This window comes from Nocardia sp. TBRC8007 (assembly GCF_056629435.1).
Genome location: NZ_JBWSOR010000005.1, coordinates 199,349 through 212,464, shown reverse-complemented (window position 1 = coordinate 212,464; position 13,116 = coordinate 199,349). Strand labels below are relative to the sequence as shown.

Below are 13,116 nucleotides of genomic sequence, written 5' to 3'. Positions count from 1 at the left end.
GGGCAAATGCCCGTAATCTCGACTTCTGTTGTCCGCACGACCGCGCTGAGCGCTGCTGGAGCCGCTGTGGCCGGAATCGGCTACGCCTCGCTGGTCGAGCGCAACGCCTTCGTTCTACGGGAGACGACTATGCCGGTGCTGGCGCCAGGGTCGTCGTCGCTGCGGGTACTCCATCTCAGTGATCTGCATATGATGCCCGGTCAGAAACTCAAACAGCAGTGGCTGCGCGAGCTCGACCGGCTGGAGCCGGATCTGGTGGTCAACACCGGCGACAATTTGGCGCACCAGAAGTCGGTGCCCGCGGTAGTCCAAGCCCTCAGCGGATTGCTTTCCCGTCCGGGACTTTTCGTTTTCGGCAGCAACGACTACTTCGCGCCGGTAGTGAAGAACCCGCTGAAGTACTTCAAAAAAGATCACCGCCACAACTATGGTCCGCCGCTGCCGTGGAAAGACCTGCGCGCGGCGTTCAACGAACGCGGTTGGCTCGATCTGACCCATGTCCGCCGCGACCTCGAAGTGGCGGGCATCCGAATCGCCACCGCCGGTGTCGATGACCCACACCTGCAGCGGGATCGCTACGACACCATCGCAGGCACCCCGAATCCGATGGCCGATCTGCGGATCGGACTCACTCATTCACCCGAGCCACGGGTGCTCGACCGCTTCGCGAATGATGGTTATGACCTGGTGCTGGCTGGACACACCCACGGTGGTCAGCTGTGCCTGCCCGGTTACGGCGCGCTCGTCACCAACTGCGGTATCGACCGGTCCCGGGTAAAGGGGCCGTCGAGCTGGGGCGAACATACTCAGCTGCACGTCTCCGCGGGTATCGGCACCTCTCCGTGGGCACCGTACCGCTTCTGCTGCCGCCCGGAGGCAACGCTGTTGACGCTGGTCGCCGCGCCGCCGAAACGACCGGGAGCCGACACTGGCCGGGATGTATCCGCCTCGACAGCCGCCGCACGCTAAGGGCTTCTACCCGGACATGGGTCACACCGGCGATTGGCCGTGGATTCGAAAGTGGATCGACCTGCTGGTTTAACGACTCACGCCACCGTGCTGTAAGCTACAGCAGGTCCACTTCACGGGGTGTGGCGCAGCTTGGTAGCGCGCTTCGTTCGGGACGAAGAGGTCGTGGGTTCAAATCCCGCCACCCCGACTCGTGTGGTTGAGACACGAAGATGGACCCCGGTTACAGTTGACCGGGGTCCATCTCCTATACCGGTCCAGTCCCATCTAGTACCGGTCGCTTCCCGAAACGACATCCCGACCCGCCTCCTCCTGCCACAATGGCGTAAGTGACTTCCGAACAGGGGCGGTTCGAGGCGGGCACACAGCGAGATAGCAGATCTCGGCGATGGCTGCACGTAGTGATCACAATCACTGATGTACTCGGATGGATGATCTTGGTTGTGGCAACCCTGTTTGCCATCGCTGTCATTGCGGGGGTGGCTGTTGTGCTCTTCATAGGTTCCCCGGTCTCTGCCCAGCCATAACAATGCGCAGGAATAGTCGAGCACGGTTCGACACAATCCACCGTTTTCATTCGACCGATTCCATCGGCTAGTACGTGAGAGGTCGATTTCGGGTATCGGCAGCTTTTCCTGCCGCGCATGATCAAGAACATAAATGTTCAATATGTGCGAATATTGCACTCAATTCGGCGACCCTGGTACAGTGCGCCTCGCACACATTCTCGGGGTAGGAGAATTCCCCACCATAGTGATGACATCCGGATAGATCCGGATGGAAGAGAATGTCACGCAGGAGCGCTCACATGCGAGTGCTCCTCGTTCGCGCCGATTTGCCCTGAGTGGCATTCTGGGTGGCATAGCGAACAGGAGGAATCTTTATGTCACCCACTTCGAACCGTATCGCTGTTGTCGCCGCGCGCTGGCACGCAAGTATCGTTGACCAGGCGGTAGCAGCCTGTCGTTCCGGACTCGCCGAACACGGATTCACCGATGTCGAGGTGATCGAAGTTCCTGGTGCCTTCGAAATACCTTTGCGTATCAAACGCTTGGCCTCCAGCGGCCGGTACGCGGCCCTCGCCGGCTGTGCACTGGTCATCGACGGCGGTATCTATCGGCACGATTTCGTGGCAGCGACCGTAGTGGACGCGCTCATGCGAGTGCAGCTCGACACTGATGTCCCCGTGTTCTCGGCAGTCCTCACTCCGCATCATTTCCACGAGCATGGCGAGCATCAGGCATATTTCTCCCGACATTTCGAGATCAAGGGAGCGGAACTGGCCGATGCTATCGCTGCCACCGTGAGTCTGGACGCCGTCCCGGCCTGATACGGCGAAGACTGCCCCGGTGCGCGGGAACCGGGGCAGGAGAACTCCCATCCGATCTGCCGAGATCTTTCCGCGCTCCAACGGCAGAGACCGAGCTGGTATATAGTCCAGCCATGTGGGGGGGACCGCCGAACAAGCGCCCCGGCACGCCGACAACCGGGACAGGAGATATGGGGCGGAAGCATAGGCGACGCACCAGGGTGCGGACGGCCACGCGATTCCTGGCCACGCTGCTCGCTGTCGGCACAGTGACCGGAGTGGCTGGGTGCTTCATCGAGGGATCGCACACCGCCGCCGATCCCTCGACCACGGTCGCCAGCGCCGCGCCGGCCTCCTCGACACCCCCCTTCAACACCACCTGGAATCCCTGCTCCATACCTGACGCCGATATCGCGGCGACCGGACTCAACCCGGCCGAGAAAGCTGGTGATACAAGCCAGTACGGCGCGAAATTCCCCGGCTGGGATATCTGCGCTTGGGACAGCGACAGCTGGTACGGGGTGGAGGTGTACTCGACGAACGCCCGCACATTCGACGAGATCGTGCACAACACCGACAACCTCCGCAATCCTCGTCCGGTGACCGTAGGCGGGCGCAGTGCCGTCATGCTCGACCCGCTGAACATCCCACAAGGGTGCACCCTGGTCTTCGATGCGATCAGCGGCCCCATTCGATTCGACCTCGACCCGAAGCTCAGCGCAGACACGATCGGTGACTCGTGCGCTGAGGTGATGCGGATCGCCGAAGTGCTGCTAGAGAACCTGCCGACCGAAAAGTAGATGTAGAGAAAAGTAGATGTAGCTAGGGGGAAGGTGACGGCTCATGTCGGAAATGGACGCGTGGCGACAACTCGCCGATGAGGTCGCACAAGGCGACCTGAAGAAGGGCAGCGGTGACGAGTCGATCCGGCAGCGGGTGGTGGAGCTGGCCCATGAGACCAAAACTGTTCAGAACACACTACGCAAGGCCGCTGTCGCCTACGCCGAGACCGATCAAGCGTTCGCCGAGCACATCCGCACCCTCACTTGGCGAGTCCGCGAGCTCGGCTCCAGATCAGCGGCGCGGTCGTAACCGAAAACCACCCTGAGCCATACCTCCGCAATCGACGAAAGAGCGGCAGATGAACAGACTCGTAAGCAGCGTCCACGCAGATAAGACACTGTCCGGAAAGTCCGCGCTGGTCACAGCGGCCTATACCGGAATAGGCAAGTCGATCGCGAAAAGTCTTGCTAAACATGGAGCTCAGGTTGTCGTACAGCATCCGCACTTCCCAGAACCCGCCGCGGACGTGATCAAGGAAATCGAAGCCGAGGGCGGTACCGCGCTCGGGCTAGCGGCGGATATCGCTGATCTCACCGAATACGAGCAGCTGGTGCAGGTACTGCTCGCGGAATGCGGCGGTTGGGACCTTCTGATCAACACTGCCATAGTCCCCGAAACCGAGCCGTTCGCCCGAATCACCCCGAACACGTTCGACCTGGGCTTCGCGATGACGGTCAAGGGGGTATTCCACGGCATGCAACTGGCCTGGCGGCACTTGGCGGGTGCAGGCCGGATCATCACTTTCTGTGACGCCGCCGAGCCGGGAGGTGCGATCTACGCCGCCACCCGCGGTGCGGTCGAACAGCTCGGCCAGGCAGTGGCGCCCGATTTCGCACCACGGCGAATCACCGTCAATACGGTCAGTCATGGCGGCGGTACTACCGGGAACGCCGAACTCGCCGCCACACTAAGCGCGACCCGGCCTACCGAACCGACCGCGGTGATCGCTTATCTGGCCGGAGAAGCTGCGAGCACTGTCACCGCACAGTCCATTCGCATCAACAGCACCGAGTAGAGCCGACGAGATTCGCTCCCGCGATCTCTTGTCCGCCGGTCGGCGCCGCCATATCCGGCGCGACACCGACCAGCACGACCAGCGGCTACGCGACGATAGTGGAACCGTAAGAGGCGAATCCCTGCCCCATTGCCTGGCAGGTGAAACTACCGAGGTAGCCCACCTGACACGACGCACCCGCGTGCTCGATGACCGGACCCCACTGGCCCGAGCCGGTCTTCACGGAGTGAATGCTGGGATTTCCGCCGGCCAGCGTATGCCGTAGCACAGGGTTGTATGTGGGGTGTGCCGGCAACCATGGCTGGTCGATCACCACCTCGTTCACTGACATCGGCATCGGTATGTAGACAGCACCGAGGTAATAGCTCAACTGTACGGGCTGAGCGAAATCGCATCCGAGCGAACCATCCTGGAAAATCGCACAATCCGTGCTGCCTACCGAAAAGTAGACCGTGCCCGTATCCGCCTCGGCGTTGCCAACCGCGATGATCGGCGCCATGGCCGCAGCGACGAGCGCTCCGGCGAACTTCGTGCTTCGCTTCATGCCATCTCCTTGGTGAGCTCTGTGGACAACCGGCCCGACAGCCCTGCCGAATGGCGTCGGATTACCTTTCACTCCCGCGAATATCCAGCCCGGCCGAAGCGCCTCGCCCCGACCAGAGCGGTGAGCAGACGCTAACATAGCGATAACGTATGGACACCCTCTGGACATGCAGGGGCAATAGCGTATACGGGCATGTCGGCACCGATGGACGCGCCAACGGGAGCGGTGGGGAAACCTCTGCGGGATATGGTGTATTCGACGCTACGCAGTGAACTTATGAACGGGGACATCACGTTCGGTGAACGATTGACCGAGCCGAAGCTCTCGACACGATTCGGTATCTCGCGCACGCCGATCCGCGAAGCACTGACCGTCCTGTGTTCGGACGGTCTGCTACGTCGGGAAGAGTACGGCTTCAGCCCGGTGCGTCCGAGTATCCCGCTGATCCGCGATCTGTATGAGCTACGGAACACCTTGGAGCTTGGTGGTTTACAGCGCGTCATGACCAACCCAACCGTCACTCACGACCGGCGATCACTAGAAGCCGAACAGGCCGCTTGGCTGGAACTGCGCGCCGATCCCCCCGAGCAAGAGCCAGGTTTCGTAGTGCGCGACGAGGAATTCCACGTCAGGCTGCTCACCGCGGCGGGCAATACCGAGATGGTGCGCGCCCTGTGCGCGGTGAATTCCCGTATCCGGCATGTGCGGATGTACGACTTCATAGTCAACAACAGGATAGAGACCACCATCGCCGAGCACCTCGGCATTCTCGGCGCTGTGTTGGCGGATGATCTCCCTCTCGCCTACCGGCTACTGCACACTCACATCGGTGAATCTCTGGATGTGGTGCTCGAACGGGTCACCCGCGCGTTCACGGCGATGTCGCTGGCCACAGATTAGCGAGAACGGCTGTGGCTGCGATGATAGTCATGCGGCGTGGCCGGAGCAGATCCAGTCAACGACGGCGCAAACAGACAGTCCACCCATTGGTCACGCTGGAATCGCAGGTAATCATTAGGGAGGTGCCAGACGGGCACACGCCGTCGTCGGGCTCATACAATTCAGTCACCTGATACTCGGCCGCTGGATTGGCGCAATCGATCCGTTGTAATGACTCCATGACGGTGGAGCAAATTTCCTTGTGCGGCCTGCAATTTCGGGCTCTATCGTGACTTTCTTCCTGAAATAGCGTGCTGAGGCGAGTTGCCCGGCGTACACCAGCTCCTGGTGCATGACCGCGGACCCTCTCCCCGATAACTATCGAGTGAGGGCCCGCGGCCAATATGTGCGCAGGTCAGAATGCCTTGAAGGTTCGCGTCAAGGTCTTCGGCGCAGGTGCGCTGGGAGCATCTGGTTTGATCGAAACCTTGACCATGAAGGTCGTCCCGTAGGTGGCAGTGTAAGTTCCGGCGCCCTTGAAGTGCAGCGTCTTCTTGGCGTTGTCCAGCGAGAATCCTTCTCGCAGTGGCGGGGCCTTTCTGAAGTCAGGGGTCTTTCCGCTGTCTTGTGACTTCTTGATCGTGTCATAGATCGGGAAGCCGGAGGAAGGGATGAGTGCGTTTTTCCACAACTGCTTGTCCCATGGGTGAATACTGCCACTGATATCGGTGGACAGGTCGACATTTCCGCTGGCCGTTGACCCCTGCAAGGTGACAGTGACGGTGGCCGTGGAGTGGGGAGGAACCTTAATGGTTTGTCCGGGCGCGGTGTAGGTCGTCGATTTGGATGTCGAGGTGCTGTGTGTCTGGTTGAAGGTCCAGGTCGTATTCAGTTCAGCGCCTACCTTCAGTGCTTTGCTGATATCCAGGGAGGCCGATACCTTGGTCCAGACTGCGAACCCGCGCGTGACCGATGTCGTCGTCGTGTTGGCTATGGTCCTGGAGAAGCTCTGGCTGGTCAGCGCCTGTTCTTGGTTGGTGGTGTTCCGCAAGGTCGCCGTACCCGCGAACCACTGTTTACCCAAAGAGATTTTGGGACTTCCCGTAAGCGCCGCAGCGGAATTGGTGAACGTCACTCCATCGGTATTCGCACCGGCGTAGTCCCAGATTTGATCCTTGAACAGGCCTTCGAGGCTGGTGATCTGAGTGGTGCCCGCCTGCGCGGGAATTGCCGTCAGGAGAACGGTGGATATCGCAGATATCATGCCGACAGCAACGCTGATGCCACACTTCATGTTCCGATCCTTCTGCCTTTGTTCAATTCTTGAACACTTCAGTCGCGCAGTAAGTTCTCGTGGTGCGCACGAAGTCCGCCACGGCTGTGTCGATCATCTTTCGGCATTTCGACCGGAAAACGTGAAAGGAGCAGGTCCGTGCGGTAATGCTTCGCGCCCGTGATCGAGGTTTCCTCAACACCTTCCCGGCGGAGATCAGTAAACATGGTTCTGCGAGATATTGTCAACGATATTCTTTTTTGTTCATTTTTTCACGGTGGTTCCCAAGTGCGCCGTGATCAAGCGTAGGTAGCAGTCCAGTGCTCCACACATCCAATTCCATTGTGATACATACAATTCCATGACAGTGGAGCTGATTCCCTTGCGCTGTCCGTAATTTTGTGTTCTGCCACGTCTGCTTGCGTGAGTTGGCGTACCGAGGCGAGTTGCCCTGCGTGTACAAGAGTTCCTAGTGAGCTTGCGTTTCTGACCGCGGGCCTCTTCTCTCGATCGTTATCGGGAGAAGAGGCCCGCGGTGAGTGTGTATGAAGATCAGAACGCCGTGAAAGTTCGTATCGTGGTCTTCGGCACAGTTCCGTTGAGAGTGTCCGGTTTGATCGAAATCTTGGCCATGAAGATCGTCCCGTAGATGGCAGTGTAGGTTCCGGCTCCCTTGAAATGCAATGTGTGCTTGGCGTTGTCCAGCGAGAATCCTTATCCTGGCAGCACGTGCATCAATCGATCACTATCCGGTCGTCGAACAGAAACGGCAGCACGAAGTTTCGGAGCATCGCACGTTCCTCATCCTCACTCGAGCCCGGCAATGTCAGCAGCGACACCATGGCGCGCACCACCCACTGTCCCACTTGCCCGGCCGCGGAGGTAGACAACTCGGGACGGAATCCGGCGACAAAATTCGCAGCCAACGCATCGACTACCCCTGGCGAATCAGCCAGCTGGGCAACAATTCCGGCATTGGACGGCTCGAACCATACGGACAGGTGCGGTGTCTTGCGCACCTGAGTGAGCAGCTCGGTCAGCATATCGAGCAACTGCTCCTGCGGCGCCGCATGCGCTTGGACTGTCCGAGCACGCCATACCCGCTCGGCCAGCTGACGCGCCTCCCGTCCCGCGAAGGCCACATAGAGCGCTTGCCGATTCTCGAAGTAGCGGTACAGAGTGGCCCTGGAACAGCCTGCGGCATCCGCGACTTCGGCCATTCCGACGCCCACGACCCCTTTATCGATGAACAGCTCGCGGACCGCATCCAGAATACGTTCAGCGGCCAGTTCGGCGCGGCCCCGCGCCAGCCAGTCACCGGTCATGCGGTGCACCGGAACGGCACAGTGGTCGGCCTCCGCACGTAGGGACCCTCGGCATACTCGACCGCATCGATATCGACCACATATCCGGGGAAACGCTCCAGCAATTCCTCTAGCGCGACCCGGGCCTGCATCCGCGCCGCAGCCGCGCCGAGGCAATGGTGTGGACCGTGCCCGAATGTGAGGATGCGCTGTGGGTTCCGGTCGACATCGAGAACGGCGGCATGGGCGCCGAAAACCTGCTCGTCCCGGTTGGCCGACCCGTATACCAATAGCACTTTGCGGCCTGCGGGGATCGTCTTCCCGGCCAGCTCGATATCGTGCGTCGTCGTCCGCGCCAATCCCTGCACCGGCGAGGTCAGCCGAGCGAATTCCTCTACCGCGAGACGAATCCGGTCGGGGGTAGCGACGAGCGCGGCACGCTGGTCGGGATACTGCTGAAGCAACTGCACCGCGCCGCCGAGCAAGCCTGTCGTGGTGTCGTTTCCGCCCGCCACCATGGTCCACGCGTAAGCGAGAATCTGCACCATCCCGCGCACATCCGTATCGTCGGCAGCCATCCCCGCCTGCACCAGCAGGGACACGGTGTCGTCGCCGGGATCGGCACGCCGACGCTTGATCAGCTCGGCGAAATAACCCATCATCTCCGCCGACGCCGCTCGCGCCCTCGGGCTCGAGCGGTCGATGCTGCCTGCGACGACCGCATCGGTCCACTCATCGAACTTCTTCCGGTCTCGCTCGGGCACGCCGAGGTAGTACGCCACCACCATGCTCGGCAACGGCTTGAATAGCTGCTCGACGATATCGCCGCCGCCTCTGGCGGCGATATCGTCGAGCCGGTCGCGGACGAACCGACGGACTGCCGGCTCGACTTCCTCGACCTGGCGAGGGGTGAATCCACGAGCAACCAGCTTGCGAAAATCGCTGTGCCGCGGAGGATCCTGCATCACCAACGGCGGATTGTCGGTCAGGCCGATCTCGTCGAGCTCACCGTATTCCACAGTCAGCCCGGCGCGCGAAGAGTACGTCTCACTATCGCGTGCTGCCGCGAATACGTGCTCATGTCGAGTGAGTACCCAGTAATCACGCTCGGGCTGCCCGGCAGGCACAACATGATGCACCGGGTCCTGCGCACGCAGCGCGGCATACATCTCCCAGGGGGATGTCCAGGAGGAGCCGGAACGGAGTTCGAATATCGGAGGGTCGCGATACGTAATGCTGGTCACGTATCAAAGGTAAGACATTATTCAATATTCGTCTAGAACAAGTTCTAGATCATCTGCCGCGAAACCTCCCGACCACCCTTTCCCGCACCGCACACCGTGAGAAGCCTTCGATATCGACAGCCCTGGAAAACGAGAAAGCCGAGAACCGGAAGGGAGCACTACCAAGCGATGATGTGACGAGTTTCTCCACTCGGACATAGATCGCGGGATGATGGAGACAAGCGCATCAGGAGTTGGGAGCGATGATGGATACCGTAGTGGTCTGGATACTGGCCAGCCTGTTCTACTGGTGGGGTCTGCTGTAAGCGAACGAGACCTGGCCGCTGACTCCGACCAGGTCTACGACGTCCATCGTGATTTCTCCACACGAAAATACCGCACCAGTCGGGGATTCTCCGCGAGCGACTTCCCTCGGATCATATCGGCGGAATCGGCCCGACCGAAGTCATCTCAGACTGTCGACAGCCACCTTCGTCACCTCGGCCAGCAGGTCGTTGTTCGCCTTGGCGTCCGCCGCCGACTTGCGGGTCTGGATCGCGATCACGATCGGCGCGCCGCCGTTCTTCGGCCACGTGATCGCAACGTCATTGGCGGTGCCGTAGGCTCCGGTGCCGGTCCTGTCGCCGGTGATCCAGCCCGCGGGTAGTCCGGCACGGATGCGTTTGTCCCCCGTGGTGTTGGCTTTCAGCCAGCTGTTCAACTGATCGCGTTCGCGCGCACCGAGCACGTTGCCGACCAGCACGGCTCGATAGTCCGTAGCCAGTGCAGCTGGAGTAGTGGTATCGCGCTCATCGCCAGGAATCGCGGTGTTGAGATCGACTTCCCAGCGGTCCAGTCTGCTCGTCCGGTCTCCGATAGCACGCAGGAACGCGGTGAGACGCTCCGGGCCGCCGAGTTCGCGCAACAGCAGGTTGCCCGCGGTGTTGTCGCTTCGGGTGATCGCGGCCTCAGCCAGTTGAGCGACGGTCATCCCCTCGGCCACCTTGGTACTGGTTACGGGTGAGTAATCGACCAGATCCGCCTCGGTGAACCGGACGACCTTGTCGAAATATCCGGTGTCGAGCGGATGCGCCTGCAACAGTGCCGCGACGGCAAGCGTTTTGAACGTGGACAGCAGCGGGAAACGCTCGTCGGCACGGTTGGTCACCTTCATTCCTGTGCCGGTATCCACTGCGAACAGCCCGATCTGGGCATCGTACCGACTCTCCAAATCCTTCAGCCGCGCACTCGCGTCGGATTTCGCCCGCACACTCGAGGTTAACGACTCCGATTGCGCCGAATCAGTCCCCGTACCACATCCTACGAGGATCGGCAGGGACAGTGCCGCAGCCAAAATCACCCGATAGCTACCCGTTCGTTGAAACACCCCCACACTCTGACAGTCGTGCGTCCACCTGACAAACGAAGGGTGCTTCTACTACGGCGAAGGCAGGCGCGCGCCCATGCGGCATACACCTGTCTTCCTACAGTCCGCAGTCGGTCCCGCGACGAGTTCTAGCCACTGTCACGCCCGGCGCGTACGCCTTCCTCCACCCGCTTGCCGAGGTCGGCGTCCACATTCTTCCAGTATTCGAAGACCCGACTGAGCACCGGCTCCCGCACGCCGCCGAGTACATGGCCGACGATATTGCTCACCAAACGCTCGCGCTGCGCATCGTCGAGCACCTCGCGCACCATGGTGCCCGCCTGGGTGAAGTCACCGTCCTCGGCGTGCTGAATGTAGGCGGCCCGCACCATGGTCGGGTCGAACTCCCAGATGCCACCGTCGGGTGCCCGCTCCGGGTCGGCATGCGGACCGCCGAACGAATTCGGCGCGTACACCGGCATACTCACGTCGTTGTAGTGGTACCGCATGGCGCCCTCCTTGGAGTAGGAGTTCACTTCCGTGGCCCTGGCCTGGTTCGGCGGCAGCTGCGCGTAGTTGGTGCCTATACGGTAGCGGTGCGCGTCCGCGTAAGCGAAGACTCGGCCGAGCAGCATCTTGTCCGGTGAGAAGCCGATACCTGGTACGACATTCGACGGCTCGAACGCCGCCTGCTCGATGTCGACGAAGTAGTTGCCTGGGTTACGGTTCAGCGTCCACTTGCCGTCCTCGATCAGCGGGTAGTCCTTATGCGACCACACCTTGGTCAGGTCGAACGGGTTGAACCGGTAGCCCTCGGGATCGGAACCGGCCAAATGGTCGGCCTCGGCCTGAGTCAGGGTCGCTCTCCACCGGGGTTCCGGCGTTCGTGGTTGTCGGCTTGGTCATATAAGCCTTCTCAGCTGATGAACAACTTCCCGGGATGAGCTGCTCGGAGGTCAAGGTGTCGGCCGCTCCCCGGAACGGCACGTCGGACACAAACCCCAAAAGACGACCTCGGCCTCATCGACCGCGAATCCGTGATCATCCGAAGGTTCCAGACAAGGAGCCGCGCCCACAGCACAGTCGACATCGACGACCATGCCGCAACCACGGCACACTAGATGGTGATGGTTGTCCCCGATCCGGGTTTCGTACAGCGCGGCCGAGCCGGCCGGCTCGATCCGCCGCAGAATTCCGGCCCGCACGCACGCATGCAAGACGTCATATACCGCCTGAGTCGACACCGAACCCAGCATTTGACGAACCGTGGCGGCCACCCGATCGGCATCCACATGCGGCTGGGTCGCAACCGCGTTCAATACCGCGATCCGCGGGGCCGTAACCCGCAGACCTGCCGCTCGCAACCACGCGCGCGGGTCGGTGCCATTGGCGTGCATATCCCGATTGTGCTCCTTTTCTGGAATTAGTTAAGAAAAGAACTGGTATCAATAATGGGCGGCGATAAGAACTCCACCGCCGATGCCGAGTAGGGCGAGCCCTTCCATCCCGATGCTCGCGGTGGACATGACGCGAGAGACCTGAGTGTGGTCGGTCTGGGTCTGCAGGGTTCCGTACACAACAGCCACGAGCAGGGTGCAGGCAAAGGCGGATAGTAGTTCGAAGAGGATCACCAGCGGATACATCAGGTTCGGCAGTTGAGGGCTCGCGAACAGGCAGGTCCAGGCGTCGTTGTCTGTGACGACCCGCTCGATTCGTGTGATTCCGTGGGCCGCGAATCAGACTCGTGCCCGGTGGAAGAACGCGACCGCTGTGGTGGCCTTCTCGTCGTCGAGTGCTTCGGTGTAGGCGAGGCGGGTGTGTCTGTCTATGGCGGAGTGGAGGTAGACGTAGCCGCCGCGTCCAGTCTTTCGCTTGCGCAGGCTGACGTCTTTCGTGGCGGCGCTGCCGCGCTCGTGAGCTCGCCAGCCGCCATCGGGGATTCGCCCGACCTTTTTCACGTCGATGTGGACCATGTGGCCGGGGTGTCGGGCGATAATTGTGCGTGGTTCCCGGTTGGCTTCGCCAGTGGGGTCGATGATCCGTCGGCGGTTCAGTCCTAACGCGGTGAGGTGCCGCGCCACTGTCCGGCGACTGCCAACGATGCCTTCGACCTGTAGCTCGAAGGCGATCCTGGCGGCCGACCACTTGTTGGTGCGGCGGAGACCCTCGATCCTGACGACGACCGCGGTGGCGGTGGGCTGGTGGTGTGGCGTTGAGGACCGGTCGAGCAGGCCGAGTTCGCCATGACGCCGGTAGCGGTTGACCCACTTCGAGGCACAGGCACACGAGATCCTCATCTCTGCCGCGACGTGCGCGATCCAGCGGTTCTGGCAGCGTTGCACCAGACGCCGACGGCCTTCGACTGATAGCGGTGCGTTGCTATGCGTCATT

General features: G+C 61.1%; 14 protein-coding genes, 1 tRNA gene and 2 pseudogenes. 7 read left to right on the top strand and 10 right to left on the bottom strand.

Features of this window, described 5'->3' with window-relative positions; translation table 11 throughout:
- Positions 1–6 precede the first annotated feature (6 nt).
- The 6 genes from ACX4ZE_RS08205 (at position 7) to ACX4ZE_RS08180 (ending at position 4,136) form a co-directional block, all read left to right on the top strand.
- Positions 7–969 carry a metallophosphoesterase gene (locus ACX4ZE_RS08205; RefSeq protein WP_480272708.1) on the top strand — a complete coding sequence of 321 codons (963 nt, stop codon included), beginning with the start codon at positions 7–9 and terminating at the stop codon, positions 967–969.
- A 116-nt stretch (positions 970–1,085) separates the two neighbouring features.
- Positions 1,086–1,159, top strand: a tRNA-Pro gene (locus tag ACX4ZE_RS08200).
- 693 nt (positions 1,160–1,852) lie between these two features.
- On the top strand, positions 1,853–2,299 hold the full coding sequence (locus ACX4ZE_RS08195) for a 6,7-dimethyl-8-ribityllumazine synthase (protein WP_480272707.1): 447 nt from the start codon (positions 1,853–1,855) through the stop codon (positions 2,297–2,299).
- A gap of 170 nt (positions 2,300–2,469) precedes the next feature.
- The gene (locus ACX4ZE_RS08190) at positions 2,470–3,078 is read left to right on the top strand and encodes a DUF3558 domain-containing protein (RefSeq protein WP_480272706.1); all 609 of its coding nucleotides are present in this window, start codon (positions 2,470–2,472) and stop codon (positions 3,076–3,078) included.
- Positions 3,079–3,121: 43 nt separating this feature from the next.
- Complete coding sequence (locus ACX4ZE_RS08185; protein ID WP_480272705.1) at positions 3,122–3,370, top strand: hypothetical protein; 249 nt, start codon at positions 3,122–3,124, stop codon at positions 3,368–3,370.
- A gap of 49 nt (positions 3,371–3,419) precedes the next feature.
- The gene (locus ACX4ZE_RS08180) at positions 3,420–4,136 is read left to right on the top strand and encodes an SDR family NAD(P)-dependent oxidoreductase (RefSeq protein WP_480272704.1); all 717 of its coding nucleotides are present in this window, start codon (positions 3,420–3,422) and stop codon (positions 4,134–4,136) included.
- Positions 4,137–4,221: 85 nt separating this feature from the next.
- Here the strand turns inward: ACX4ZE_RS08180 and ACX4ZE_RS08175 are convergent, their stop codons facing one another.
- Positions 4,222–4,680: a hypothetical protein gene (locus tag ACX4ZE_RS08175; protein ID WP_480272703.1), complete on the bottom strand. Its 459-nt coding sequence runs from the start codon at positions 4,678–4,680 to the stop codon at positions 4,222–4,224.
- A gap of 192 nt (positions 4,681–4,872) precedes the next feature.
- Between ACX4ZE_RS08175 and ACX4ZE_RS08170 the strand changes: the two genes are divergently transcribed.
- Positions 4,873–5,580: a GntR family transcriptional regulator gene (locus ACX4ZE_RS08170; RefSeq protein ID WP_480272702.1), complete on the top strand. Its 708-nt coding sequence runs from the start codon at positions 4,873–4,875 to the stop codon at positions 5,578–5,580.
- A 55-nt stretch (positions 5,581–5,635) separates the two neighbouring features.
- On the opposite strand, the gene ACX4ZE_RS08165 is transcribed toward ACX4ZE_RS08170, so the two are convergent.
- The 9 genes and pseudogenes from ACX4ZE_RS08165 to ACX4ZE_RS08125 form a co-directional block, all read right to left on the bottom strand.
- A complete protein-coding gene (locus ACX4ZE_RS08165) occupies positions 5,636–5,800 on the bottom strand; it encodes an LppU/SCO3897 family protein (RefSeq protein ID WP_480272701.1) in 165 nt (54 codons plus the stop codon).
- Positions 5,801–5,974: 174 nt separating this feature from the next.
- Entirely contained in the window at positions 5,975–6,853 is an 879-nt protein-coding gene (locus ACX4ZE_RS08160) for an ETX/MTX2 family pore-forming toxin (RefSeq protein WP_480272700.1), read from the bottom strand.
- Between the two features lie 713 nt (positions 6,854–7,566).
- Positions 7,567–8,157, bottom strand: a complete 591-nt coding sequence (locus tag ACX4ZE_RS08155; protein ID WP_480272699.1) for a TetR/AcrR family transcriptional regulator — start codon at positions 8,155–8,157, stop codon at positions 7,567–7,569.
- Positions 8,154–9,305, bottom strand: a complete 1,152-nt coding sequence (locus tag ACX4ZE_RS08150) for a cytochrome P450 (RefSeq protein WP_480272755.1) — start codon at positions 9,303–9,305, stop codon at positions 8,154–8,156. Before ACX4ZE_RS08150 ends, ACX4ZE_RS08155 begins: the two co-directional genes overlap by 4 nt.
- A gap of 520 nt (positions 9,306–9,825) precedes the next feature.
- On the bottom strand, positions 9,826–10,746 hold the full coding sequence (bla, locus tag ACX4ZE_RS08145; RefSeq protein ID WP_480272698.1) for a class A beta-lactamase: 921 nt from the start codon (positions 10,744–10,746) through the stop codon (positions 9,826–9,828).
- A gap of 128 nt (positions 10,747–10,874) precedes the next feature.
- Positions 10,875–11,582, bottom strand: a pseudogene (locus ACX4ZE_RS08140) (catalase); the annotation flags it as partial.
- Positions 11,583–11,681: 99 nt separating this feature from the next.
- Positions 11,682–12,122 carry a Fur family transcriptional regulator gene (locus ACX4ZE_RS08135; protein ID WP_480272697.1) on the bottom strand — a complete coding sequence of 147 codons (441 nt, stop codon included), beginning with the start codon at positions 12,120–12,122 and terminating at the stop codon, positions 11,682–11,684.
- 48 nt (positions 12,123–12,170) lie between these two features.
- Positions 12,171–12,311 (bottom strand): hypothetical protein, encoded by a 141-nt coding sequence (locus ACX4ZE_RS08130; RefSeq protein WP_480272696.1) that lies wholly within the window; start codon positions 12,309–12,311, stop codon positions 12,171–12,173.
- Between the two features lie 153 nt (positions 12,312–12,464).
- A pseudogene (locus ACX4ZE_RS08125) lies at positions 12,465–13,115 on the bottom strand (helix-turn-helix domain-containing protein); the annotation flags it as partial.
- Position 13,116: the final 1 nt, after the last annotated feature.

What these genes read in the sequence shown, in the direction of transcription:
- ACX4ZE_RS08195 (WP_480272707.1), top strand. Translation starts at nt 1,853, where the DNA reads ATGTCACCCACTTCGAACCGTATCGCTGTTGTCGCCGCGCGCTGGCAC.
- ACX4ZE_RS08170 (WP_480272702.1), top strand. Translation starts at nt 4,873, where the DNA reads ATGTCGGCACCGATGGACGCGCCAACGGGAGCGGTGGGGAAACCTCTG.
- ACX4ZE_RS08190 (WP_480272706.1), top strand. Translation starts at nt 2,470, where the DNA reads ATGGGGCGGAAGCATAGGCGACGCACCAGGGTGCGGACGGCCACGCGA.
- ACX4ZE_RS08135 (WP_480272697.1), bottom strand. Translation starts at nt 12,122, where the DNA reads ATGCACGCCAATGGCACCGACCCGCGCGCGTGGTTGCGAGCGGCAGGT.
- ACX4ZE_RS08160 (WP_480272700.1), bottom strand. Translation starts at nt 6,853, where the DNA reads ATGAAGTGTGGCATCAGCGTTGCTGTCGGCATGATATCTGCGATATCC.
- ACX4ZE_RS08165 (WP_480272701.1), bottom strand. Translation starts at nt 5,800, where the DNA reads ATGGAGTCATTACAACGGATCGATTGCGCCAATCCAGCGGCCGAGTAT.
- ACX4ZE_RS08150 (WP_480272755.1), bottom strand. Translation starts at nt 9,305, where the DNA reads ATGTATGCCGCGCTGCGTGCGCAGGACCCGGTGCATCATGTTGTGCCT.
- ACX4ZE_RS08205 (WP_480272708.1), top strand. Translation starts at nt 7, where the DNA reads ATGCCCGTAATCTCGACTTCTGTTGTCCGCACGACCGCGCTGAGCGCT.
- ACX4ZE_RS08185 (WP_480272705.1), top strand. Translation starts at nt 3,122, where the DNA reads ATGTCGGAAATGGACGCGTGGCGACAACTCGCCGATGAGGTCGCACAA.
- ACX4ZE_RS08180 (WP_480272704.1), top strand. Translation starts at nt 3,420, where the DNA reads ATGAACAGACTCGTAAGCAGCGTCCACGCAGATAAGACACTGTCCGGA.
- ACX4ZE_RS08175 (WP_480272703.1), bottom strand. Translation starts at nt 4,680, where the DNA reads ATGAAGCGAAGCACGAAGTTCGCCGGAGCGCTCGTCGCTGCGGCCATG.
- ACX4ZE_RS08155 (WP_480272699.1), bottom strand. Translation starts at nt 8,157, where the DNA reads ATGACCGGTGACTGGCTGGCGCGGGGCCGCGCCGAACTGGCCGCTGAA.